The following is a 24,052-nucleotide window of genomic DNA, read 5'->3' on the forward strand; positions in this document are numbered from 1 at the left end:
CTGACATTGGGGAACTGATCCATGGACACTATGAAACGCATTTTGGGCGCCACGGTTTGTGGGCTGACGTTGCTGGCCAGCGCCGTGCACGCCGAACAGCGCGAGTTGAGGGTGTACAACTGGGCGGACTACATCCTGCCGTCCGTGCCCAAGGACTTCGCCGACAAGTCTGGCATCAAAGTGACCTGGGACACCTTCGACACCAACGAGTCCCTGGAAGCCAAGCTGCTGACCGGCAACTCCGGGTACGACCTGGTGGTACCGTCGAACCAGTTCATCGAAACCCAGATCAAGGCCGGGGTGTTCCAGAAGCTGGACAAGTCCAAACTGCCCAATTGGAGCCATCAGGACCCGGCATTGCTCAAGCTGTTGGACAAGAACGACCCCGGCAACCAGTACGGCGTGCCCTACATGTACGGCACCGTGCTGATTGGTTTCAACCCGGCCAAGGTCAAGGCCGCGTTGGGTGAGAACGCGCCGGTGGACAGCTGGGATCTGGTGTTCAAGCCCGAGAACATGAAAAAACTCAAATCCTGCGGCGTGGCGATGCTCGACTCGCCGTCGGAAATCCTGCGGCGTGGCGATGCTCGACTCGCCGTCGGAAATCCTGCCCCTGGCCCTGCATTACCTGGGGCTGGACCCGAACAGCCAGAACCCGGACGACTACGAAAAAGCCAAGGCCCTCATGTTGAAGATCCGGCCTTACGTCACCTACTTCAACTCCGCCAAGTACATGACCGACATCGCCAACGGCGACATTTGCGTGGCCATCGGTTACTCCGGCAGCTTCTATCAGTTCGGCAATCGCGCCAAGGAGGCGGGCAACGGCGTGGTCGTCGATTGGCGCTTGCCGAAGGAGGGCGCGCCGATCTGGTTCGATACCTTCGCCATTCCTAAAAGCGCGAAGAACGTCGAGGAAGCCCACGAATTTCTCAACACCTTGCTGGAGCCGAAAGTCATCGCGCCCATCAGTGACTTCCTCGGTTATCCGAACGCCAACAAAGATTCGATTGCCCTGATCAACAAGGACATCACCGGCAACCCCAACCTGACGCCCACCCCCGAAGCCCTGAAAACCTTGTATGTCGTGCAGCCGTTGCCGCAAAAGCTTGAACGGGTGCGCACTCGGGTCTGGACCAGCATCAAGTCGGACAAGTAGCCGAGCCACGGTGGGAGCGAGCCGGCGCGCTCCCACATTTACCTGCCGGCGTGGGGCGTTCGAGTCAGGTGACGTGTGGTGTGTGTTCAGCGCGGAAACAGCAAGGTCACCGCCGCGCGAAAGCCCCAGCCTTGAGCCCCGTCTTCCGGACTGTCGAGCCAATAACGTGGCCCGGCCTGGATCGTCAGTGGCTGGCCGCCGATTCTCAGCAGTTGAGTGACGGTCAAGTTGATCGGTACCGACCACTGCCGGGTTTGCCAGTCGTAGGTCGATTCGGTGTTCACCCCGAACGTGGTGTAGGTGTGGGTGGTGTAAGAAAGGAAGGGCTGGAGGAAGGTCTGGTTGACCTTGTCCTTGTTATCCGGCGGACTGTCTTCCAGGCCCCAGATATGGTTGGCGAGAATGCCACGGGTCCAGCCATTCGACTGTTTGAGCGCGACGGCTGTCGGCCCGAGGCCCCATTGCTTGCTGCTCAGCAGCTTGTCGCTACCGGTGGGAATCAGCAGCGCAGGCCCTACACCGAGTATCCAGCCGCTGTCGGTGGGTTTCTTCGGCGAAAAGAAAAAGCTCTGGGTCACATCACCGATACCCGACTGGTCGGCCGCGCCATTGGGTGCCAGGCCATGCTGGTCGATGACGGGCAGGATCGTGCGCGAGATCAGGTTCCAGTCATCATTCAGACTAAAGGGCAGCACCGGCTGAATATTGGTGACACTGTGCATGCCATCGCCCGTCGGGCCCAGCTTCTGATCCCAGTTGTATTGCACGGGAAGGCTGTACATGGCCGCGACCGGGTTGAGTGCCTTTTTGGCCAGCTCTGCCGAATCGTCTGCCAGGCTCAAGCCGCTGTGCGTCGAGGCCACCAAGGTCCAGAACAGCGTGAGTTGTACTCGTGACATATTCATTCCTTGTTGGCAATTTTCCGGGAGCCTGGCACAAGCCTTTTTGGCCGCCTGAAGCCACCGCCTGTCGCTTGCGGCGATTCAACTCTAGAACGTGCAGACGGCTTCGGAAAACACCACTCGTCCGAACTGCGCATTGGCATCGAGGGGGGTGACGGCCAGCAGTTGATCCAGGCGAATCTCCTGTTGACCGTCATCCGTCTCGAGGAGGATGAACTCTTCCTTCTCGCTCGAGGTGCGCGTGGTCAGCGCCTTGGCCACCAGGCGTGCGCCGTCCTTCAACTCGATGTCCAGTCGATAGCCACGCATGCAAGCGATTTCCAGATAGTCATAGAGGTCGCAACTCATGGGCTGGTATTCATTCATGTCGATTCTCCTGGCGACGCTGCGGTTCGATTGAGCATAGACAGGGCGAGTCAGTCTTGTCTCGGCCGGCGGTATCGTCGGTACAAGTACCAAAAAGCCTGCCTGGTAAAGAGTGCCCGGCAAGACAAACCGACACCGGCTCAAGGTTTTCCCGGTGCCTGATCGGGGGCGCTGTGGTGAGCGATCGTGAAATAGACTCACTCCGGGTGACTGCGCCGGTGCCCGGTTTCGCGGCGACCTGTGGCATGTCACCTGGGAAGCCGAAGAGAGCGAACTGCGCCGCATCGATCCGCACTCCGGCGAGGTCCTCGAAAGCCTGGAGATGCCGGCTGGTGTCGGCGTGTCGGGGCTGTCTACTCCGTACTCAGCGCCACGCTGTCTTGAAAATGTACGGCGATGTACAGCGCATGTACGCCACGGTTGCTGCGGTGTACAGTTGAGCGCAACTCCCAGGTAAAGGCGCCAGCCAAGATGTCGCAGACAGGAAAGGTGAAAACCAAGGCTCAGGACGCAGGATGGCGGGGCTCCGTCGATGGCTGGCTGGACGCTGCCTACGATGCATTGAAGGAGTCCGGTGTCGACGCGGTGCGGGTGATGCCGCTGGCCAAGCGCCTGAATTTGTCGCGCACCAGCTTTTATTGGTTCTACGAAGATCGCGAGCAGTTGCTCGCGGCGCTGCTGGCCCGTTGGCGGGACAAGAACAGTGGCGGCCTGATTGCTCAGTGCGAGGGTTATGCCGAGAGCATTTGCGAGGCGATCCTCAACGTCTTCGAGTGCTGGTTGAACCCCGAACTGTTTGACTCGCAGTTCGAATTCGCCGTGCGCAGCTGGGCGCTGCAATCGGCTGAAGTCGCTGCGGAAATTGCCTTGGCCGATGAGGCGCGCATCAATGCCCTGGCCGCGATGTTCCGTCGTTTTGGCTACGAAACCGAGGCCGCCGACGCGAGGGCCCGGACGATCTACCTGACGCAGATCGGCTACATCTCGATGAAAACCAATGAGGACATCGTGGTGCGTTTTCGCCGCATCCCGCAGTACGTCACCGTGTTTACCGGCAAGGCACCGAAGCGGCGTGAACTGGATCGTTTCTTTGGCAAGTTCGGTTACGCGGAAAAAGAGCCCGGTGTGTTCGGTCCGCTGGTTGCAACTTTCGAGGAGCCGGCGGCCGATGAACAATAGAACCCTGGGCATCATTGGCGGCACTGGCTGGCTGGGCCGCGCGATTGCCGAGGCGCTGCTCGACAGCGGTTTCATCGAGCCCGCCAGGCTGTTGGTTTCCAACCGCTCGGGCCGCAGCACGTTGCGACCGGACGTGCGGGTGCTGGCCGACAACCAACCGTTGGTGGCGCTCAGCGATGTGCTGGTGCTGTCGATTCGTCCGGAGCAGTTTCGTGAACTGCGGATAGACGCCAGCGGCAAACAGGTGATTTCCCTGATGGCCGGGATCCCGGCCGCCGTCATCAGCGCCGCTACCGGTGCGCAGACGGTGGTGCGGGCCATGCCGAATGCAGCCGTGGAGATCAGGCAGTCGTACACCCCGTGGTACAGCAGCGGCAAGCTTGGCGACAGGGATCGTCAGTGGCTGCAGCAGTTGTTCGAATGCGTCGGCACGGCGGATGAAGTGCCGAACGAAGACTGCATTGATTACCTCAGCGCGTTGTCCGGCACCGGGCCGGCGTTTCCCGCCTTGCTGCATCAGGCGCTGGCCAGTCAGGCGGTGGCGGCGGGTATTCCCCATGACATTGCCCAACGTGCCGCCCGAGGCGTGGTGGTCGGAGGCGGGCAGATGCTTGCCAGTCGTGATCCGGGGCAAATGATCGAGGCACTGATGGCTTACCGGGGTGTGACGGCGGCGGCTTTGCAGTCGATGACCGAGCAGGGCATCGATGCCATCGTCGGGCGCGCATTGCAGGCCGGTGCGGAGGTTGCGCGGCGGGGGATGTAGCGAATTCCGATATCGGTTCTGTGGCGAGGGAGCAAGCTCCCTCGCCACAAGTGAATCGCAGGATCAGAGATCCTTCACCAGCCGCAACGCATCGTAGATCGCCGCGTGGGTGTTGCGCGCGGCCACGGCGTCACCAATCCGGAACAGCTGGAATTGCCCCTGGGGGTGGGTGACGATGTTTTGCGCCTTGCCGGCGATGAGGTCGTGCTGTTCCACCGCGCCGCCGTTGCTCGAATGCGGGCGAAGCTCGAAGTACAGATCGTCCAGGGGCAGGGTGCCGTGGTTGATCACCACCTGATCGACGATCCGCTGCTTGTGCACCTGGCCGTAATCGCTGCCGAAAGTCGCGAGCAGGCGACCATCGCGTTTCTCGACCGTCTCGACGCGGTAAGTCACGGTGAAGGTGACGTCCAGATCCTGCAGGCTGCGCATGTACGGCACCAGGTTCATGGCCATGACTTCCGGCGCGAACGAACGGTCAGGCGTCACGATCTCCACGGTCGCGCCACTTTTGGCGATGACTTCGGCCGCCTGCAACGCGGCATGGTCACCGGCATCGTCGAAGATCAACACGTGGCGGCCGGGCTTGATGTCACCGGAAATGATGTCCCAGGTCGACACCACCAGCTCGTTGCCCTGGGTCAGCACCTCGGTGTGGGGCAGGCCGCCGGTGGCGACAATCACCACGTCTGGCTCGTGGGCCAATACCGTGTCGGCTTCGGCCCAGGTGTTGAAGTGGAACTTGACCCCCAGACGCTCGCACTGGGCCATGCGCCAATCGATGATGCCGATCATTTCCCGGCGTCGCTCATTGAGGGCCGTCAGGCGGATTTGCCCTCCGGGTTGGTCGGCGGCCTCCAGCACTGTCACTTCATGCCCGCGCTCGCCCGCGACCCGCGCCGCTTCCAGGCCCGCAGGGCCGCTGCCGATCACCAGGACTTTGCGCTTGACCGCCGCCTTGGGAATCTCGTGGGGCATGGTGGTTTCCCGGCCGGTCGCCGGGTTGTGGATGCAATAGGCCGCGCCGCCCTGATAGATGCGATCCAGGCAGTAGTTGGCGCCGACGCAGGGGCGAATGTCTTCCTCACGTTTTTCGATGATCTTGCGCACGATGTGCGGGTCGGTCATGTGCGCCCGGGTCATGCCCACCATGTCGACCTTGCCCGAGGCAATCGCATAGCGCGCAGTGGCCACGTCCGGAATCTTCGCCGCATGGAAGGTCGGAAACCCGGTGGCCGAGCGAATTTCCCCGGCGAAGTCCAGGTGCGGTGAATTGCGCATGCCCTGGATCGGGATGACATCGGTCAAACCAGCGTCGGTGTCGATATGGCCGCGCACCACATTGAGGAAGTCCACCAGTCCGCTGTCCTTGAGCAGGTGCGAAACCTGCAAGCCTTCGCTGGCATTGAAGCCTCCCGGCAGTTGCTCGTCGCCGGTGTAACGCACGCCGAGCAGGAAGTCTTCGCCCACCCGCTGGCGAATGCCCCGCAGGATTTCGAAGGTAAAACGCATGCGGTTTTCCAGCGAACCGCCGTAGGGGCCGTCGAGTTCGTTGGTCAGCGGTGACCAGAACTGGTCCATCAAATGCCCGTAGGCCTGCAGTTCCAGGCCATCCATACCGGCCGCTTTCATACGTTCGGCCGCGTCCACGTAGTCCTTGATGATTCGCTCGATGTCCCAGTCTTCCATTTTTTTCGGGAAGGAGCGGTGCGCCGCCTCGCGGTGGTGGGAAGGCGACACCACGGGCAGCCAGTCGGCCTTGTCCCAGCGGGTGCGCCGGCCCAGGTGGGTCAACTGGATCATCACCGCCGCGCCGTGTTCATGGCACTCGTCGGTCAGGTCCTTGAGCCATCCGACTACTTCGTCCTTGTAGGCCAGCACGTTGTTGAACACCGGCGGGCTGTCGCGCGAGACCGCCGCGGAGCCGGCGGTCATGGTCAAGGCAACACCGGCCCTGGCACGTTCGACGTGATAGGCGCGATACAAGTCCTTGGGCATGCCGTCCACCGGATAGGCCGGTTCGTGGGAGGTGGTGATGATGCGGTTTCTGAGGGTCAGGTGCTTGATCGTGTACGGCTGCAGCAAGGGATCGCTGGACATGGTGGTGCGCTCCAAGGTGGGCTTCATCAGGCTCGGCGACTTGAAATTAGGATAACTGTACAGGTGTGTCAATGCTTCATGACACCTATGTACATTTTGCTTGCGCGGGGTAAAAGTCGTGGCTAAGATCGGCCCACAAGGACAAGGGATCGGTCACACCGACCTGCCGCGCAAGGCCGCATTTTTCACGACCGTAAGGCCGTTCAAATTAAGACAAACCTGCCAATAACAACCAAAACAGGAAGACGCTTGATGAACGCTCATTCGCCGTATCGAAAAACCATCTGTGCCGGATTGATCAGTGTTGCGCTCGCCGCCGGCGCTGCGCTGGCGCAAGCCGCGGAACCTGCTCCGGTGCGTATTGGCTGGGTCAACTGGTCGGACACCGAGATCACCGTGAAGCTGGCCACCACGGCCCTGGAGGACCATCTCAAGCAGCCGGTGAAACTGGTCATGGCCGACATCGGCATCCAGTTCCAGGCGTTGGCCAACGGCAATATCGACCTGATCCCGATGGTCTGGCTGCCGAGCACCCACAAGGCCTTCTACGACAAGTACAAGGACAGGCTCGAAGACCTCGGTGTGCTTTACGAAGGGCGAATCGGCATGGCCGTGCCCACCTCGATCCCCGTCAGCGAGGTGGCAAGCGTCGAGGACTTGAACAAGCCCGAAGTCAGGGCGAAATTCGACGGCAAGATCCTCACCTCAGAGGTGGGCAATGGCCAATACAAGCTCACGGTCAAAGCCATCGACGAATACAAGCTCGACGGCTACAAACTGGTGGCGTCCTCGGAAACCGGCATGCTTAACGAGCTGGACCGCAACCTCAAGCGGGACAAATGGTCGTTGGTCAATGCCTGGAGCCCGCACTGGATGTTCTCCAAGTGGTCGCTGCGTTACCTGGATGACCCCAAGCAGATCTTCGGTGGCGCCGAGCAGATCCACGCCATGGCCCGCAAGGGTTTCAGCCAGGAATATCCCGAGGTGGCGTACTTCTTCGCCCACTACTCGATTCCCCGGGCCGACCTGGAAGCGCTGATGATGCAGTCGCGGCAGAGTTCATCCGACAAGGTCGTCGCCGACTACTACGCCGCCAACAAACCGCGCTTCGAAGCGATGTTCGAAGGCAGCGAGCAGAGGATCAGCAGTCGGCAGCCTTGATGGTGCTTTCGCCATCACGCCGGCTTCCGCACTCCTTTACGGCGTCCCAAACACCATCGTCCAGTAAACCCCCTCGTCACTGCGCGCGTCCGTGGCATAGGCCGCGCCGACCTGGGTGAACATCGGGTTCATCAGGTTGGCGCAATGCCCGGGACTGGCCAGCCAGCCGGCCATGGCTTTGCTCGGTGAGCCTTGGCCGGCGGCGATGTTTTCGCCAATTTGCCGGCCACGGTAACCCGCAGCCCTGGCCCGGTCAGCGGGCATGTCGCCATCGGGGTCCTGATGGGCGAAGTAGTTACCGTAGGCCATGGCCTTGCTATGGCCTTGCGCCGCCGCGCCAAGGCTGGCATTCCACGACAGTGGCCGTGCGGCGGCAAAGCGCTGGCGCCCGCAGAGGCGTGGTTTTGCACGGGCGGCATTGACCTGCGCGAGCAAGGCTTTGCTGACCGATCGCGTATCGTTCAACTGACGGTCCAGCACGGGTTGCGCCATGACCACTTGCCATTCGCTGCGGCTGCGACTCACACCGATGTCGGCGTACTGGCTGTCCAGCAGCGCCGAGCAATGCTCGCTCTGAAACAGATCGAACGCCTCTTCGGCATCCTGCGCACCGACCACACGGATGGAGCGCACGGCCACCGCTTGATAGCCATTGGATTTCAACCGGTCGCGCAAGCCACCGCCGTAGCCCACGGGCAGGGCCAGGCTGGATTTCAGCGCCAGTGGCGACAGGCGTTGAGCTGGACGTCGCTCACAGCGCTGGGGGTGGGCTCGATAATCGTTGATCGCTTCCACCAATTCTCGCTCGGCACTGGCGTGGGCGGGACTGGCGATCAGGGGAAGCAAGGTCAACAGGCACAGCGAAGAAAAGCGCAAGACAAGGGCGGTTTGGCGCATGGTGCGGACAGCTCTGATGAGATGACAACGATGAGGGGTGGATTTGGCGCCGCTCTAAGACTGGCGCCCCGGGACTTGGTTCACGGGGCGGGCGGGCATTTTGGCGGATGGGGAGGAGCATCCGACGGACGTAGCGGATGTTGTTTTTTTGCCTGTACGGGGCTCAGACGGCCTGGGTGTCAGGGTTCGGTAGCGGCCAAACGATGGAACACGCAGTCATGCGCGACGATGTCCTGGTCGCCGGATCAACGGCCGTTAAACCTTCGGTCACTACAAACCATCCCCCAACGCCTTCAGATACTCCGGGCTGTCGCTGATCGAGTTGTGTCCCGTGCCTGCAATCACCTGCAGCGACGCCACGCCCCGGGCGAAATGGCTGTACAGCAGCCGCGTGCTTGAGCCTGGCACCACTTCGTCATGCTCGGCCGCGATCAGCCGCGTCGGCACCGTGATGCGTGCGGCATAGCGCCAGGACTCGAATTTGTCCTTGAGCAGCCACTTCACCGGAAACCAGCGGAACTGCCGGGCGGCGAGGCCCTCAAGGCTGTTGTAAGGCGTGATCAACACCAAGCGTGCCGCCGGGCGTTGGCTGGCCAGGCGCACGGCCACCCCCGAACCGAGACTGCGTCCGACCACCGCGACATGCCCATGCGTGGCATGCACGGTGTCGAACAAGGCCAGGGCGTCGCGGGCAATGGCCTCTTCCGAGGGCGAGCCAGTGCTGCCGCCGTAGCCTCGGTAGTGCAGCAAATACAGGGCGTAGTCGGGGAAAGCCTGGCTGAACTCTGGCAGGTTGCGCGAAACATCCTCGGCGTTTCCACCAAAATAGATCAGGGCGTTGGGGCCGTCGTGGGGCCTGACGGAAACCTGGAGCTGCGCGTCGTCGACGGGCAACGTGAGCAATGTCCCACTGGTCCCGATAGCGCGGGGTTGCGGGTAGTAGATCAGCGCGCGCTGAAACACATACAGCGCCCCGCAGAGCGTCAGATACAAGGCGGCCAGGACGACGATAAGCAGCATCAGGTTGCGTGACATTCGACTAACGTTAGTGGACGGCATTGATGGCTCGGGGGTGAACACGGCTACGCTGGATCGCTGCCAGAGTGTAGTCAATCGCCAGCGGGGCACGCCGGCCGTTTGCCGAGGTCATGCTCATGCAGCATCCAGAGGGGTTCACCCGCCGGAAACTACTCACGCTGGCTGCCGGTGCCTCGGCGGTCTTCACGTTCGGCCCGGCCGCCGCGCCATCAGCGCCGTCGACCGCAACAGGAGGCAAGACCATGCAGACCCGCGCCATTCCGTCCAGCGCCGAACCATTGCCTATCGTTGGGTTGGGCACTTATCGCGGCTTTGACGTGGCCCCCGCCGATGCCGCCTACAAGCAATTGCCCGCGGTGCTGCGCGCGCTGTTCGAGAAGGGCGGGACGCTGATCGACAGCTCGCCGATGTACGGTCGTGCGGAGCAGACGACCGGCGAATTGCTGTCGATCCACGAGCCACGGTCCCCGGCATTTCTGGCGACCAAGGTGTGGACCCGTGGCCGCGAAGAGGGCATTGCGCAGATGGAGCGGTCGTTTACGTTATTGCAGACCGATTGCATCGACCTGATGCAAATTCACAACCTGCTGGATTGGCAAATTCACTTGCCGACGTTGCGGCACTGGAAGGAACAAGGGCGTATTCGTTACATCGGTATCACCCATTACACCCCGTCGGCGTATGACGAAGTGGAGGCCGTTCTGAAAACCGAGCCACTGGATTTCTTGCAAATCAACTACGCGCTGGGCGATCGCGGCGTCGAGAAGCGCATCTTGCCGTTGTGTCGCGAACGGGGCGTGGCGGTGATCTGCAATCGGCCGTTCGGTGGCGGGGGCCTGCTCGAGCGTCTCAAAGGCAGACCGTTGCCTGGCTGGGCCGCCCAAGTCGGGGCCAAGAGCTGGCCGCAACTGGCGCTGAAATTCGTGCTGTCCCATTCGGCAGTGACCTGCGTCATCCCCGGTACCGGCAACCCGCGCTACATGGCGGAAAATGCCGGAGCCGGTTTTGGTCCGATGCTCACCGATGCGCAGCGTTATCTGTTGATAGCACTGGTGGAGTAGCGGGCGGCGCCCCCTGGAAGCTCTCCTATACTGTTCGCGTCAACCGTCTTCCCCATGCCGTTGGAACCGCAGTCGGCCCTCTGACGGCTTCTCCATCCAACACTGCAAGGAGTTCGAAAATGTCCATCCGCATTGGCGACGAAGCACCGGATTTCACCGCCGAAACCACCGAAGGCACGATCAACTTCCACCAATGGATTGGCAATGGCTGGGCCATCCTGTTTTCCCATCCGAAGGATTTCACCCCTGTCTGCACCACCGAGTTGGGCTACCTGGCCAAGCTCAAGCCGGAATTCGACAAGCGCAACACCAAGGTCATCGGACTGAGCATCGACCCGGTCAGCGACCACAACAAGTGGGTCGGTGATATCGAGGAAACCCAGGGCACTGCCGTCAACTATCCGCTGATCGGTGACGATAACCTGGTGGTGGCCAAGCTCTACGACATGATCCACCCGAACGCCAGTGGCGGTTCGCGCACGGCGGTGGACAACGCCACGGTGCGGTCAGTGTTCATTGTCGGCCCGGACAAGAAGGTCAAGGCCATGCTGATCTACCCGATGAGCGCCGGGCGCAATTTCGACGAAGTGCTGCGCCTGCTCGACTCGCTGCAACTCAATGCCAAACACACCGTGGCCACCCCGGTAAACTGGCGTCCGGGTGAAGACGTGATCATCCCGACATCGGTCTCCGACGAGGATGCGAAGAAGAAATACCCCGACGGTTTCAAAACCCTGAAGCCGTATCTGCGCACCGTGGCGCAACCGAAGTAGCCGCCTCAACAGAACGGTCACCTCGAAGCAGGTCTTCGGGGTGAGCGATGGTCGGTAGGACCTTCCTCAGTACGATCTTCAGAAATCCGCTATCCGGTCGATACAGCGTCAAGGACATGAGCTTTTTCGAAGGGAGCGTGAAGATGAGCTGTCTGCGTATTTCTATCGCAATGGGGCTGCTGGTCAGCCTGAGTGGAACCTGTTTCGCCTCGCCAGGCGTTATCGCTTTGCGTGGCGCCATTGTTGAGGCGCCTTGCCCGGTTTCGACGTCGGCTGAAGGGTTCGCCTTCCACGGCTGTCCTGCCAGGGCCACCGGCCAGGACGGCAGTACACGCAAGGTGCCGCCGCTACAGTCAGTGCGCTCAATCGACGGTTCGACCGCCCAGGTCAAGCTGATCCGCGAAAGCAGGGAAGAGGGCGGCTCGCTCCGTCAGCAGTACGCCTTGGTGGACGGCAAAGGCCGGGCGCTGACCTCGGGCAACTACGTGGTGACCTTGACTTACCCGTAATCCTTATCGCTGCGACAACGCCTAGACCAGATAGCGGTGGAACCACCCCAGTGTGCGTTCCCAGGCCAGTTTGGCCGCCGCTTCGTCGTAACGCGGCGTGGAATCGTTGTGGAAACCATGATTGCAGCCGGGGTAGATGAAGGCTTCATAGGTCTTGCCGGCGGCTTTCAAGGCCTTTTCGTAGGCAGGCCAGCCTTCGTTGATGCGCGTATCCAGTTCACCGTAGTGCAGCATCACAGGTGCCTTGATCCGCACGACATCTTTGGGTTCCGGTTGTCGGCCATAAAACGACACCGCAGCGCCCAGTTCCGGGTAGGCCACCGCCGCGGCATTGGCCACACCACCGCCGTAACAGAAGCCGGTAATGCCGACTTTGCCGCTGTCGGCCTGGTTCATCAGCCACTCGACGGCGGCGAAAAAGTCATTCATGAGCTTTTCCGGATCGACCGTTGCCTGTAGTTCGCGGCCCTTGTCGTCGTTGCCGGGATAGCCGCCGACCGAGCTCAAGCCATCCGGGGCAAGCGCAACGAAACCGGCCTTGGCCAGCCGTCGCGCAACATCCTCGATATAGGGATTGAGCCCGCGGTTCTCATGCACCACCACCACGCTTCCAGCCTTGCCGGCGTTTTTCGTCGGGCGCACCCGATAGCCTCGCACCTGGCCATGGCCTTTGGGCGAGGGGTAGGTGATGTATTCGGCAAGGATGTCCGGATCGGTGAACTCGACCTGCTCGGCAAGGGCGTAATCGGGGCTCAAGGATGCCAGCAGCGCGCTGGCGGTCAAACCACCCAGGGCGAACAACGCGGCCCGGTCGAGAAACTCGCGGCGATTGATCAGGCCGTGGGCGTAGTAGTCATAGAGCTCCAGCAATGGCGGGGCAAAGTCTTTCGCGGTGAGACGGGTCATCGATGCGCTTCCTTTTCGGCGAATTGAACACGATCCTGGTGGGGCCTGCTGGCGGGCACGAACTTAATGAGGCGGAAAACATGGCCATGGCAGGAGACGCGAACCCTGTGGGAGCGGGCTTGCCCGCGATAGCGGTATGTCTGATACGTGGATGCCGGATTTGCCGCCATCATCGCGGGCAAGCCCGCTCCCACAATGTGCGCGGCGAAGGTAGCGTGTTCATTTCAGGCACCGCGCCCCGACCTTCGCCACTTGCGCATCCTGCTCGGCCTTGACCCCGGACACCCCGACCGCGCCAATCACCTGGCCGTCGACGATGATCGGCACGCCGCCTTCCAGGGACGTCAGCAAGGGCGCCGACAGAAAGGCATGGCGCCCGCCGTTGACCATGTCTTCATAGCCCTTGGATTCGCGCCGGCCCAAGGCCGAGGTGCGGGCCTTTTCGGTGGCGATGTAGGCGCTGATGGGCGAGGCGCCATCAAGGCGTTCGAGGGCCAGCGGATGGCCGCCGTCATCGACCACGGCAATGGTCACCGGCCACTGGTTGTTCTGCGCCTCCTGCCGGGCGGCGGCGAGGATCTGGCCGACTTCGGCCTGACTCAGCACGGCTTTGCTTTTCATGGGGTTCTCCAGGGCTCGTTAAGGAAGGGCGGCTTCGACCAGTTCGATCCAGTGCCGGACCGGGGTTCGACCGGCGCCATCAAGGTGCGACTGACAGCCGATATTGGCGGTGACGATCACCTCGGGATAGCCGCTTTCCAGTGCGTTCATCTTGTTGTCGCGCAGTTGCCGCGCCAGTTCCGGTTGGGTCAGCGAGTACGTGCCCGCCGAGCCGCAGCACAAGTGGCCGTCGGGCACGGTCGTCAAATTGAAACCCAGGCGTGTCAGCAGCGCTTCCACCGCACCGCCGAGTTTTTGCGCGTGCTGCAACGTGCACGGGCAATGGAACGCCAGGCGCTGGGCACTGTGTATGCCGAGTTGCTCAAGGGGTTCGTCACGCAACACTTCGATCAGGTCCTTGGCCAGCGCGCTGACGGTTCTGGCCTTCTCGGCATAGGCCGGGTCGCTGCGCAGCAGATGGCCATAGTCCTTGATGAAGGCGCCGCAGCCGCTGGCGGTTTGCACGATGGCCTCGGCGCCTTTTTCGATGCTCGGCCACCAGGCGTCGATGTTGTGGCGGGCGCGGTCCAGACCCGCGGCCTGAGCGTCCAGGTGATAGTCCACGGCACCGCAGCACCCGGCCTCGCGGCTCGGCGTGACGCTGATCCCCAATCGGTCCAGGACCCGCGCGGCGGCCGCGTTGGTGTTGGGCGAGAGCCCCGGCTGTACGCAGCCCTCGAGCATCAGCACCTGTCGCGCATGGCGAGTGGTGGGGCGTGGTTTGGCTGGCGGGGCGCTGCGCGGCAGCTTGCTTTGCAGTGTGCCGGGCAGCAGCGCGCGAAACACCTGGCCGCTGCTGACCAGTCCCTTGAACAGCTCCGGATGCGGCACCAGCGTGCGCAAACCTTCGCGCAGCAAGCGCTGGCCGACCGGGCGCGGCACCGCCGCGTCGACCACCGCGCGGCCGATGTCCAGCAGGTTGTGGTAGTCGACGCCGGACGGGCAGGTGGTTTCGCAGTTGCGGCACGACAGGCACCGATCCAGGTGTTGTTGGGTCTTTTGCGTGACCTCGTTGCCCTCCAGCACCTGTTTGATCAGGTAGATGCGCCCCCGTGGACCGTCCAGTTCATCGCCAAGCAGTTGATAGGTCGGGCAGGTGGCATTGCAGAAGCCGCAGTGCACGCAGGTGCGCAGGATACTGTCGGCTTCCTCGGCACGGGGCAGTTGGCGGGCGCTGTCGCTCAATGTGGTCTGCATGGCTCAAAGCTCCGCATACAGGCGACCGGGGTTGAAGACGCCCCGGGGATCGAGTTGCTGCTTGAGGCTCTGGTGCAGGCGCATCAGTGCAGAGGGCAGCGGCTGGAACGGGCTGTCGGTGAGCCCGTGGCTGTAGCAGGTGACGTGGCCGTCGACCTCATCGACGACCTGGCGAATGAACGCCGCTTCGGCGTCGGACTTGAGCCAGCGCTGGGCGCCGCCCCAGTCGATCAACTGACGGCCGGGCAACGACAGTTTTGGCGTGTTGTTTGGCAGCGACAGGCGCCACAGGGGCTGGTCTTCGTCGAAGAAACTCAAGCGCTGCTCATTGAGGTCGGCCCAGTAAGAGGCGTCCAGCAACTCCCCGCCCAAGCGGTCGTGGGCCGCCGCCACCGAACCTTCACCGCCCTCGAGTCGCAGGTGCAGGCACCGGCCGTCATGGCACGCGGCACTGATCGGCAAGGGTTGCTGGCCCCATTCAGCCAGGCGCAACAGGGCGCGTTCGCTGTCCATTTCCAGGCTGATGCTCAAGGCTTGCCGGGGTTTTGGCAGGACCTTGAGCGAGACTTCGGTGATCACCCCCAGGGTGCCGTAGCTACCGGTCATCAGGCGCGACAGGTCGTAACCGGCGACGTTTTTCATGACTTCACCGCCAAAGCGCAAATGCTTGCCGTGGCCGGTGATCACCCGGGTCCCGAGCACGAAATCCCTGACCGATCCCGACCAGGGCCGACGTGGCCCCGACAGGCCACAGGCAATCATGCCGCCCACGGTGGCGCCATCGCCCAAGGCGGGCGGTTCGCACGCCAGCATCTGCTGCGCGGCGTCCAGTGCTTGCGACAGCTCCGCCAACGGCGTGCCGCAACGAGCCGTGATCACCAGTTCGGTCGGGTCGTAACTGACGATGCCCCGGTGCGAGCGGGTGTCGAGTATTTCACCCGCGGTCACCCGTCCCAGGAACCCCTTGCTGTTGGAGCCCTGGATGCGCAGGGGCGTAGCGTTTTGCAGCGCCTGATTGACCTGCTCCAGCAGCAGGCTGCTGTCGTCGCAATCGCCAGTGCCGTGCATCAGAAACGCTCCAGGTCAGGGAAGGGCAGTTGCCCGCCATGCACGTGCATGGCGCCAAACTCGGCGCAGCGGTGCAGGGTCGGAATATTCTTGCCGGGGTTGAGCAGGCCGCTGGGGTCGAACGCCGCCTTGATTGCGTGAAACAGGGTCAGTTCATCACTGTTGAATTGCGCGCACATCTGATTGATTTTCTCGCGGCCGACACCGTGTTCCCCGGTGATGCTGCCGCCGACCTTCACGCACAGTTCCAGAATCTTGCCACCCAGTGCCTCGGCGCGGTCGAGTTCGCCCGGTTGATTGGCGTCGAACAGGATCAGCGGATGCATGTTGCCGTCGCCGGCATGAAACACGTTGGCCACCCGCAGGCCGTATTCCGCCGACAGCGCGGCGATGGCGTGCAACACGCCGGGCAACGCGCGGCGCGGAATCGTGCCGTCCATGCAGTAGTAATCCGGCGACAGACGGCCGACCGCCGGGAAGGCGTTCTTGCGCCCGGCCCAGAAACGCACGCGCTCGGCCTCGTCCCTGGCCTGGCGGACTTCGGTGGCACCGGCTTGTTCCAGCACTTGGCGTACGCGCAGGCAGTCGTCATGGACGTCGGCTTCAACGCCGTCGAGTTCGCACAGCAGGATGGCCTGGGCGTCGACCGGGTAGCCGGCGTGGATAAAGTCCTCGGCGGCGCGGATGGCCAGGTTGTCCATCATTTCCAGGCCACCGGGAATGATGCCGGCGGCAATGATGTCGCCGACGGCGTGGCCGGCTTTCTCAACGGAATCGAAGGCCGCCAGCAGCACTTTCGCGGTTTGTGGTTTGGGCAGCAGTTTGACCGTGACTTCGGTGATCACCCCGAGCATGCCTTCGGAGCCGGTGAACAAGGCCAGCAGATCAAGGCCGGGCGAGTCCAGGGCGTTCGAGCCCAGGCTCAGGTATTCGCCGTCGACGGTAAGGATGTCGACCTTCAGCACGTTGTGCACGGTCAGGCCGTACTTCAGGCAATGCACGCCGCCTGCGTTTTCGGCAACGTTACCGCCAATGGAACAGGCGATTTGCGAGGAAGGGTCCGGCGCGTAGTACAGGCCGTAGGGGGCGGCGGCCTGGGAAATGGCCAGGTTGCGCACGCCGGGCTGGACCCGCGCGGTGCGCGCGGCGGGGTCGATGTGCAGGATCTGATTGAAGCGCGCCATCACCAGCAGCACACCTTTTTCCAGCGGCAGCGCCCCACCGGACAAACCGGTGCCGGCACCGCGGGCGACCACCGGCACCTGACGCTCATGACACAGGCGCAGCACACCCTGGACCTGCGCAATGTCACGGGGCAACACCACCAGCATCGGCGTCGTACGGTAGGCCGAGAGCCCGTCGCACTCGTACGGCTTGAGTTCTTCCTGCTGATGCAGCACTTCCAGGCCCGGCCACTGCGTGTGCAGCGCCTGCAACAACCCGGCCTTGTCCACGTCCGGCAGCACGCCATCGACGTGTTCATCGTAGAGAATGTTCATAGTCGCTTTACGATACTCCCTTCGTGAAAAGCCCGGACGATTGCCCGGGCATTTCGAGGCTGGCCAGGGCCTTGGGCGATCAATGGCCGCCCACCACCATATGGCTGAACGGCGCCACATAAGCCTGCAATGTCACCAGCCCGCCGACCAGGATCGCCAGGACGATCGAGTGGAAGAACACGTAACGCAGGATTTCCCCTTCATGGCCGTACCAGCGGGTGGCGGTGGAGGCGACCACGATCGACTGGGCATCGACCATCTTGCCCATGACCCCGCCGGAGCTGTTGGCGGCGGCCATCAATACCGGGCTGAGCCCCAGTTGCTCGGACGTGACCCGTTGCAAGCCGCCGAACAGCACGTTGGAGGCGGTGTCCGACCCGGTCAGGGCGACGCCGAGCCAGCCGAGCAGGGTGCCGAACATCGGGTAGAAAATCCCCGTCGCCGCGAACGCCAGGCCCATGGTCGCGTCCAGGCCCGAATAACGCGTGAGAAAGCCGAGGGCGAGCATGGCCGTGATGGTGATCAGCGAATAGCGCACTACCCACAACGTTCGCAGGTACTGGCTGATCAGCTGCGGGATGGAGTAACCCATCAGCAATCCGCCGAGAATCGCCGCGAGCAGGATGCCGCTGCCGGTGGCGGTGAACCAGGTGAACTTGTACACCGCGTCCTCGGTTTTCGGTGCCGGTACCACCGGCGGCACCTTCTCGATCTGTTGGTGGATGGTGGTAAAGGTCAGGACCGGCGCGAACAGCGGATTGGCTTCAGACAACGGTTTGCCCTGAGGGTCGAGCTTGGCTGAGTGAGTGGCCGGATCGATGGCCGGGCGCGTGTCGAACAGGTTCTTGAAGCCCTGGGTGCCCCAGGCGAAAACGAAGAGGGTCAGGATGATCCACGGCATCCATGCGCGCATCACCGCAGGCTTGGCATCGCTGGCAAAGGTCGCGGTCGGCTCGGGTTTGGTCTCGTGTTCGGTATCGATTTTCGAGTTGTCGACCCGTCCGGAAAGGGCGGCGGAGGTATGCACCGTGGCCGGTTTCCAGACCTTGAGGAAACCGGTCAGGCAGGCCATGGAAATCAGCGCGGCGATCACATCCACCAGCATGGGCCCGTGATAGTTGGACACCAGGAACTGCGGCACGGCAAAGGTGACCCCGGCCACCAGGATCGCCGGCCAGATTTCCAGCATCTTGCGCCAACCGGCGAAGGCCCAGATCAGCCAGAACGGCACGATCACCGAGAAGAACGGCAGTTGCCGGCCGACCATCATCGACAGCTCCATTTCATCCAGCCCGGTGACTTTGGCCAGGGTGATGATCGGCGTGCCCAGGGCGCCGAACGCCACCGGCGCGGTGTTGGCGATCAGCGCCAGACCGGAGGCCGCCAGCGGCGAGAAGCCCAGGCCGATCAGAATCGCCCCGGTCACCGCCACGGGCGTACCGAAACCGGCCGCCCCCTCGAAGAACGCGCCGAAGCAGAAGGCGATCAGCAACAGTTGCAGGCGGCGGTCGTCGGTGATTCTCGCCAGGGAATCCTGCAGCACTTTGAACGAGCCGTTTTCGGTGGTCAGCCGGTGCAGGAAGATGATGTTCAGCACGATCCAGCCAATCGGCAGCAAACCATTGGCGGCACCGTACAACGCGGCCGACCCGGCCATGTTGGCGGGCATGCCAAAGGCGAAGATCGCGATCAGCAAGGCGGAGGTGAGGGCGAGGAGCGCCGCCAGGTGCGCCTTGACGTGGAAGAACGCCAGGGAGGCCAGCATCACCACTACTGGCACTGCGGCCATGAGGGTTGAAAGCACCGGGTTATTGAACGGATCGTAGACTTGCTGCCAGACCATGTTCCACCTCTGCTTTTTATTGTTGGAAGTGCAGACCCCTGAGGGGAGGTGGCTTTCAGTATAGGAGGCATTACGCCGCTGTCAGGGGGGAGCCTCCGGTCCTGTGGATCAGCGCTAGTTGTCGTGGCTGAGCTAGCATGGCGGATAGGGTCCACATCCAGTACGGAGAGGAATGCCGCAATGACTGAGCGCCATCTGATTCACAAGGAAACGCTGTCGAATGGATGCAGCATCGAGGTCAAGGCCGAAATCCTCAGGGACGGCTCGCTGGGGATGTTCATCGGTGTTTACCGGCCGGACGGCACGGTCATTGAAGAGAACCCTGATCCCAAGCCGCACATGCTGGACATGGAAGCGGCGATGGATTGGGGCATCGATATTGCCAAGGGCATCGGCAACAGTCAGAGGACGTTGTAGAGGTGGGTGCCGCACCATTGCGCAGGGCACAAAACCCGTAGGAGCTGGCAAGCCAGCTCCTGCAGGTCGGTTACAGGTCGTAGAGGGTCGGTGGGCTCAAGGCTGTTGCAGCGTTGCGCCGGCCACTCCCGTCGCTTTGGCCTTGGGTTTGGAGAACTTCCACGCGTCACCCGCCGGCGCCGTGCCCTTGTCATAAGGTTTGCCCAGCAGCATGTAGACCAGCCCGGCGCCCATCACCACCAGCGTGGTCAGGATCATCGAGTAGTTGATGTACCACGCGGCATCGGGCGAGCGCGGCCAGACCATGTTGACGATGGCGCACACGCCGTAGACCAGCGCAGCCAGGTTCACCCACAAGCCCCAGGCGCCGAGGGTGAATTGACCGTTCGGACGCCAGCCCTTGGCCCGGGCGATCAACGCGGCGACCACGATCAACTGGAAGGCCACGTAGATACCAATCGCGGCGAAGCCGACGATGGTGGCCACGGCATCGGCCATGAACATGCCCAGGCAGACAATCGCTGCCGGCACCAGGCCGCTGACCAGCAGGGCGAACGAAGGCACATGGTTGGCCGACAGGCGCTTGAACAGCGAACTGCCGACGATCATTTCGTCGCGGGCGTAGGCGAACAACAGCCGGCTGGCCGCCGCTTGCAGGCTCAACACGCAGGAAATGAACGACACCATGACCACGGCCATGACCAGGCGGGAACCGACCGGGCCGAAGGCATTGGCCAGGATGGTGGCGACCGGGTCGGTGTCTTCACCGGCCAGGACCTTGGCCATGTCCGGCACCGAGAGGATCAGCGCCAGGCAGGCAAACATCGCCGCCGCACCACCGATGTAGATGGTCATGCGCATGGCTTTGGGAATGCGCTTGCCCGGGTTCGGCGTTTCTTCGGCGACATCGCCGCAGGCCTCGAAACCGTAGTACTGGAACAGGCCGGCCAACGACGCCGCCAGGAACGCCGGCAGGTACGAGCCATTCACCTCGAGGTTGAAGGTGTTGAACAGCACGCTGAGCGGCTGGTGACGTTCGAAGATCAGCAGGTAGCCGCCGACCAGAATCGCGCCGACCAACTCGCACAGAAAGCCGAACATCGCCACCCGCGCCAACAGTTTGGTGCCCACCAGATTCAGCGCCGTGGAGAGCAGGATGATCGCCAAGGCGATGAGAATGTTGGACTCGGGACCGGGCTTGAAGCCGAGCATGATCGCCAGATAAGGCCCGGCACCCACCGCGACCCCGGCGATAGTCGCGCACAAGGCCCAGGCATACACCCAGCCGACCATCCACGCCCAGCGCTTGCCCACCAGCCGGCGGGCCCAAGGGTACACGCCGCCGGAAATCGGGAATTGCGATACCACTTCACCGAAGATCAGGCACACCAGCATCTGCCCGGCGCCGATCAACAAGTAAGACCAGAACATTGGCGGGCCGCCGGCGGCCAGGCACAAACCGAACAGGGTATAGACGCCGACGACCGGCGACAGGTAGGTAAAGCCCAGGGAAAAGTTCTCCCACAGGCTCATGCTGCGATTGAAATCCGAACTGTAGCCGAGGGCGCGGAGCTGTTCCGCATCCTGGTCGTCGCTGACGCTTGCACGCGCGTTAGGTGAGCCACTCATGTTATTTCCTCATTATCAATGGCAGTGATTGGGTTCTGACCTTTGTTTCGCCACGGCTCCCTTGCAGGAGCGAGCTCGCTCCCGCAGGGATAAAGGCGTTATTTTTCTTAAGCCTGCTTTGTCACTTCGCTGTCGCGCCCGTCGTCGTATTGCGACAACCACTGCACCGCCGCATCGCGATAACGGCTGAAGCCCTTGTAGTCGACCAGTTGCTGATCCAGGTCGCGCAGCACCCGGTGCATGCGCCGGGCCCAGGCCGGGTTGGTGGCGATGTCTTCGAGGCTGAGCAGGTAGGTGCGGATCGGGAAGACGATGGCGTTGCTGCGCGGCAGGCGATGCAGCGGTTGCAACTCAATGCGCAGGTAAACCAGTTTGCCGGCATTTTCCGCGGTCACGATGGTCCGGTCCGGTGCCCATTCCGGCAGGCTTTCGGCCGAGACCTCGAGGCGCGGGTTGACCGTCAGCGACCAGTTCAGACGCCGCACCGGATGCCCGGTGCGCAGGCGCAGCAGGAACTTCAGCGCACGGTCGAGCATGCCGATTTCTTTCACCAGCGGCACCGGGCCGTGGAATTCTTCCCAGCTCATGCCGAGGTTGAATCGCAGCGAATAATCGGCGCGCTGGGTGGCGATGCCCGCCCCCCAGTACAGTGTGCCGTCGCGCTCCTCTTGCAACACCCAGTCGCCCTGGGCCTGGCGGGTCACGTACTCCATCGGCTCGTAGGGCAGGGTGGCCGGGTCACCGAAAGTGAAGCGGTCGTCAATGTCCAGCAACCGGTTGGTCCAGTGCCACTGGCGGCCTTCACGCTCCAGGCTGAAGTACTGCGGGTAGTCCCGGGCGTAGGATTCCATGATCAGTTCGAGCAAATCCCATTGCGCCTCCATCATGTGCGGCGCCGAGACATAGTGCATGCCCGGGTCTTTCTCCAGGGTGATCGCCCGGTCGCGGCATTCGCTGATGTAATGCTCATCGATATCGAACGCGGCGCGGAAGGCACCGTCTCCCACCGAGACATGGGGCTCGAGGTTCATCGAGTACATGTAATTGTCATCGGGAAACGGGAAGGGCGCGCGGGCGATGCATTCCGGGCTGTTGGCGAAGGTGTAGTCGTCGCGGTAGGTTTCGTCGGGATTGAATGGGATGTTCATTGTTTTTTTTCTCCGTCGATCAGAGGTCGATGACCAGGCGATTGCATTTGGCGCGGGACACGCAGGGCATGATTTTCTTGCCGCTGGTTTTGTCCTCGTCGGACAGCCAGTCATCGGTGTGCAGCAGCTCGCCGTCGAGCTCCAGCACCTCGGTTTCGCAGTGGCCACAGGCGCCGCCACGGCACAGGTAAGGCATGCTGTAACCGGCGGCTTCCACGGCTTCGAGCATGGTCTGGTCGGGCGAGACCTCGATGGTCGCGCCACTGCGACCGAGGGTGAAACTGAAGGCTTCGCCGCCGCTGCTTTGCTCCAGGAAACGTTCGAAGTGCACGTGGCTGTCGGTCCAGCCCAATTCGCGGGCGCAGGCCAGGGTGGCATCGATCATGCTGTCCGGGCCGCAGGCGTACACGTGACTGCCGAGCGGGCGATCGGCCAGGACCCGGCCGATGTCCATGCGCGCTTCGATGCCCTTGCGATACAGGTGAACCCTGTCGCCGTAGGCCGCCTGCAGCTCTTTGCCAAGTTGCGCATGTTCTTCGCCGCGCACCGCGTAGTGCAGCTCGAACGGCACCTTGCTCAGGCGCAACTCCTCCAGTTGGGAAATCACCGGGGTGATGCCGACGCCGCCAGCGATGAACAGATGCAGGCGTGCCTGTTTGATCAGCGGAAACAGATTGACCGGCGGCGTGACTTCGATCAGATCGCCTTCATTGACGCTGTCGTGCAGGGCCACCGAGCCGCCGCGACCGCTTTCCACGCGACGTACGGCAATCTGGTAGCTGCTGGTATCGTAGGGCGAACTCAGCAGCGAGTAAGGGTTGCGCAAGGTGTTGCGGTCGTTGGCGATCAGCACCACCACATGGCTGCCACCGGAGAACGCCGGCAAGTGCTCGCCGGTCGGTGAGACCAGGGTGAAGCGCTTGATTTCCGGGGTCACCGATTCAATTCGGGCCACGCGCAGATTCAAAGTCCCAGTGTTCTGGCTCATGTGTCGAGCTCCTCGGCGGGCGGCAGTTCGCCCGGTACTTCGGCATCGGCCTTGACCGCTTGAAACGCTGCCAGCCGGCGGGAATAGTGATCGCGCACCACCAGCGTCAGGCCGCAACCGGGGCAGTCGTAGACACGTTGGGTGACGTTTTCGGTATAGGTGTCGCAGTGCACGCACCAGACCCGGCGCACCAGCGTGCCGGAATGTTCGCGCAGCACTTCATCGCGGTTGAGGTCGTAACGGGTGGCCACTTGCATGGCGCTGCCCAGAAAACTTTCGGACCCGGCGAGGTACAGACGGGTGCCCATTCGCGCATCGAAGAGCAGGTCGTTCAGGTCATCGATCAACGCCTGGTTGCTGGCGTACAGCTTCAATTGATGGCCTGGATGCTCCTGCAGTTGGGCGACAAAGTCCTGCCCGGAAAAGGACTCGCGGGAATACAGCAAGGTGATGGGCCGGTCCAGGCCGGCCATTTCGTCGAGCAGGCGCAACATGGCGCGCCCGCCACTGCCTTGCCCCGCAATGATGTGCCGCGTACCGCCCGGCAGCGGTTGCAACTGGTCATAGACCGGTCGGCTTTTGATCCCGGTGATCAGCATTCTTGTTTTTTCTCCTGACTATCGGCTCGGCTGATGAAAGCCGGCTGTGATGCAAAGCCCAACGACGGTGGGTTGCGATAGCAGGAGCACAGGGCGTGCCAGATATTCAAGTCATTGAAATTAAAGGGTTTTATTGTTTGTTGAGGATGGCTTGGGGGTAAAAATAACGATGGGTGTAGGCATTTTT

General features: G+C 62.4%; 22 protein-coding genes and 2 pseudogenes. 9 read left to right on the forward strand and 15 right to left on the reverse strand.

Annotated elements, in window-relative coordinates; translation table 11 throughout:
• Positions 1–21 precede the first annotated feature (21 nt).
• Positions 22–1,159 (forward strand): annotated as a pseudogene (locus GQ39_RS05375) (polyamine ABC transporter substrate-binding protein).
• Between the two features lie 86 nt (positions 1,160–1,245).
• Here the strand turns inward: GQ39_RS05375 and GQ39_RS05380 are convergent.
• Positions 1,246–2,064 (reverse strand): hypothetical protein, encoded by an 819-nt coding sequence (locus tag GQ39_RS05380; protein ID WP_047527943.1) that lies wholly within the window; start codon positions 2,062–2,064, stop codon positions 1,246–1,248.
• An 84-nt stretch (positions 2,065–2,148) separates the two neighbouring features.
• On the reverse strand, positions 2,149–2,427 hold the full coding sequence (locus GQ39_RS05385; protein ID WP_047527945.1) for a Rho-binding antiterminator: 279 nt from the start codon (positions 2,425–2,427) through the stop codon (positions 2,149–2,151).
• Positions 2,428–2,659: 232 nt separating this feature from the next.
• Here GQ39_RS05385 and GQ39_RS33170 point away from each other — a divergent pair.
• From GQ39_RS33170 to GQ39_RS05395, 3 genes and pseudogenes are all read left to right on the forward strand, one after another.
• A pseudogene (locus GQ39_RS33170) lies at positions 2,660–2,779 on the forward strand (glutamine cyclotransferase); the annotation flags it as partial.
• A gap of 119 nt (positions 2,780–2,898) precedes the next feature.
• On the forward strand, positions 2,899–3,606 hold the full coding sequence (locus tag GQ39_RS05390; RefSeq protein WP_047527947.1) for a TetR/AcrR family transcriptional regulator: 708 nt from the start codon (positions 2,899–2,901) through the stop codon (positions 3,604–3,606).
• Entirely contained in the window at positions 3,596–4,372 is a 777-nt protein-coding gene (locus tag GQ39_RS05395; RefSeq protein ID WP_047527950.1) for a pyrroline-5-carboxylate reductase family protein, read from the forward strand. The genes GQ39_RS05390 and GQ39_RS05395 overlap by 11 nt, the downstream gene beginning before the upstream one ends.
• A gap of 63 nt (positions 4,373–4,435) precedes the next feature.
• Here GQ39_RS05395 and GQ39_RS05400 read toward each other — a convergent pair whose 3' ends face one another.
• Positions 4,436–6,472 carry an NADH:flavin oxidoreductase gene (locus GQ39_RS05400; protein ID WP_047538465.1) on the reverse strand — a complete coding sequence of 679 codons (2,037 nt, stop codon included), beginning with the start codon at positions 6,470–6,472 and terminating at the stop codon, positions 4,436–4,438.
• A gap of 252 nt (positions 6,473–6,724) precedes the next feature.
• Between GQ39_RS05400 and GQ39_RS05405 the strand changes: the two genes are divergently transcribed.
• A complete protein-coding gene (locus tag GQ39_RS05405; protein ID WP_047527951.1) occupies positions 6,725–7,633 on the forward strand; it encodes a glycine betaine ABC transporter substrate-binding protein in 909 nt (302 codons plus the stop codon).
• A gap of 36 nt (positions 7,634–7,669) precedes the next feature.
• Here the strand turns inward: GQ39_RS05405 and GQ39_RS05410 are convergent, their stop codons facing one another.
• Together GQ39_RS05410 and GQ39_RS05415 are read right to left on the reverse strand one after the other, a co-directional pair.
• Positions 7,670–8,530 carry a CAP domain-containing protein gene (locus tag GQ39_RS05410; RefSeq protein ID WP_047527952.1) on the reverse strand — a complete coding sequence of 287 codons (861 nt, stop codon included), beginning with the start codon at positions 8,528–8,530 and terminating at the stop codon, positions 7,670–7,672.
• Positions 8,531–8,800: 270 nt separating this feature from the next.
• Positions 8,801–9,589 carry an alpha/beta hydrolase gene (locus tag GQ39_RS05415; protein ID WP_047527953.1) on the reverse strand — a complete coding sequence of 263 codons (789 nt, stop codon included), beginning with the start codon at positions 9,587–9,589 and terminating at the stop codon, positions 8,801–8,803.
• Positions 9,590–9,684: 95 nt separating this feature from the next.
• On the opposite strand from GQ39_RS05415, the gene GQ39_RS05425 reads away from it, so the two are divergent.
• The 3 genes from GQ39_RS05425 (at position 9,685) to GQ39_RS05435 (ending at position 11,911) form a co-directional block, all read left to right on the forward strand.
• Positions 9,685–10,629 (forward strand): aldo/keto reductase, encoded by a 945-nt coding sequence (locus tag GQ39_RS05425; RefSeq protein ID WP_081997850.1) that lies wholly within the window; start codon positions 9,685–9,687, stop codon positions 10,627–10,629.
• Between the two features lie 119 nt (positions 10,630–10,748).
• A complete protein-coding gene (locus GQ39_RS05430) occupies positions 10,749–11,402 on the forward strand; it encodes a peroxiredoxin (RefSeq protein WP_047527956.1) in 654 nt (217 codons plus the stop codon).
• Between the two features lie 143 nt (positions 11,403–11,545).
• On the forward strand, positions 11,546–11,911 hold the full coding sequence (locus GQ39_RS05435) for a hypothetical protein (RefSeq protein ID WP_047538467.1): 366 nt from the start codon (positions 11,546–11,548) through the stop codon (positions 11,909–11,911).
• A 21-nt stretch (positions 11,912–11,932) separates the two neighbouring features.
• Here GQ39_RS05435 and yghX read toward each other — a convergent pair whose 3' ends face one another.
• The 6 genes from yghX to GQ39_RS05465 all read right to left on the reverse strand — a co-directional run bounded on the left by yghX (position 11,933) and on the right by GQ39_RS05465 (position 19,084).
• On the reverse strand, positions 11,933–12,817 hold the full coding sequence (gene yghX, locus GQ39_RS05440) for a YghX family hydrolase (protein ID WP_047527957.1): 885 nt from the start codon (positions 12,815–12,817) through the stop codon (positions 11,933–11,935).
• A 219-nt stretch (positions 12,818–13,036) separates the two neighbouring features.
• On the reverse strand, positions 13,037–13,438 hold the full coding sequence (locus GQ39_RS05445; RefSeq protein ID WP_047527958.1) for a heme-binding protein: 402 nt from the start codon (positions 13,436–13,438) through the stop codon (positions 13,037–13,039).
• A gap of 18 nt (positions 13,439–13,456) precedes the next feature.
• Positions 13,457–14,674 carry a glycolate oxidase subunit GlcF gene (glcF, locus tag GQ39_RS05450; RefSeq protein WP_047527959.1) on the reverse strand — a complete coding sequence of 406 codons (1,218 nt, stop codon included), beginning with the start codon at positions 14,672–14,674 and terminating at the stop codon, positions 13,457–13,459.
• Positions 14,675–14,677: 3 nt separating this feature from the next.
• Positions 14,678–15,742 carry a glycolate oxidase subunit GlcE gene (gene glcE, locus GQ39_RS05455; protein WP_047527960.1) on the reverse strand — a complete coding sequence of 355 codons (1,065 nt, stop codon included), beginning with the start codon at positions 15,740–15,742 and terminating at the stop codon, positions 14,678–14,680.
• Positions 15,742–17,241, reverse strand: coding sequence for a glycolate oxidase subunit GlcD (gene glcD / locus GQ39_RS05460; protein WP_047527961.1), 1,500 nt, complete (start codon positions 17,239–17,241; stop codon positions 15,742–15,744). The genes glcE and glcD overlap by 1 nt, the downstream gene beginning before the upstream one ends.
• Positions 17,242–17,320: 79 nt before the next feature.
• Positions 17,321–19,084 (reverse strand): L-lactate permease, encoded by a 1,764-nt coding sequence (locus GQ39_RS05465; protein WP_047527963.1) that lies wholly within the window; start codon positions 19,082–19,084, stop codon positions 17,321–17,323.
• 180 nt (positions 19,085–19,264) lie between these two features.
• On the opposite strand from GQ39_RS05465, the gene GQ39_RS05470 reads away from it, so the two are divergent.
• Positions 19,265–19,501 carry a hypothetical protein gene (locus GQ39_RS05470; protein ID WP_047527965.1) on the forward strand — a complete coding sequence of 79 codons (237 nt, stop codon included), beginning with the start codon at positions 19,265–19,267 and terminating at the stop codon, positions 19,499–19,501.
• Between the two features lie 96 nt (positions 19,502–19,597).
• Here the strand turns inward: GQ39_RS05470 and GQ39_RS05475 are convergent, their stop codons facing one another.
• From GQ39_RS05475 to GQ39_RS05490, 4 genes are all read right to left on the reverse strand, one after another.
• A complete protein-coding gene (locus GQ39_RS05475; RefSeq protein ID WP_047527967.1) occupies positions 19,598–21,130 on the reverse strand; it encodes an APC family permease in 1,533 nt (510 codons plus the stop codon).
• 107 nt (positions 21,131–21,237) lie between these two features.
• On the reverse strand, positions 21,238–22,278 hold the full coding sequence (locus tag GQ39_RS05480; RefSeq protein WP_047527969.1) for a heme-dependent oxidative N-demethylase family protein: 1,041 nt from the start codon (positions 22,276–22,278) through the stop codon (positions 21,238–21,240).
• Between the two features lie 19 nt (positions 22,279–22,297).
• Entirely contained in the window at positions 22,298–23,266 is a 969-nt protein-coding gene (locus GQ39_RS05485; RefSeq protein WP_047527971.1) for a PDR/VanB family oxidoreductase, read from the reverse strand.
• The gene (locus GQ39_RS05490; protein ID WP_047527973.1) at positions 23,263–23,865 is read right to left on the reverse strand and encodes a dimethylamine monooxygenase subunit DmmA family protein; all 603 of its coding nucleotides are present in this window, start codon (positions 23,863–23,865) and stop codon (positions 23,263–23,265) included. Before GQ39_RS05490 ends, GQ39_RS05485 begins: the two co-directional genes overlap by 4 nt.
• Between the last annotated feature and the right edge of the window lie 187 nt (positions 23,866–24,052).

The organism is Pseudomonas sp. 11/12A (genome assembly GCF_000800055.1).
In the GTDB taxonomy this organism is placed as follows: domain Bacteria; phylum Pseudomonadota; class Gammaproteobacteria; order Pseudomonadales; family Pseudomonadaceae; genus Aquipseudomonas; species Aquipseudomonas mohnii.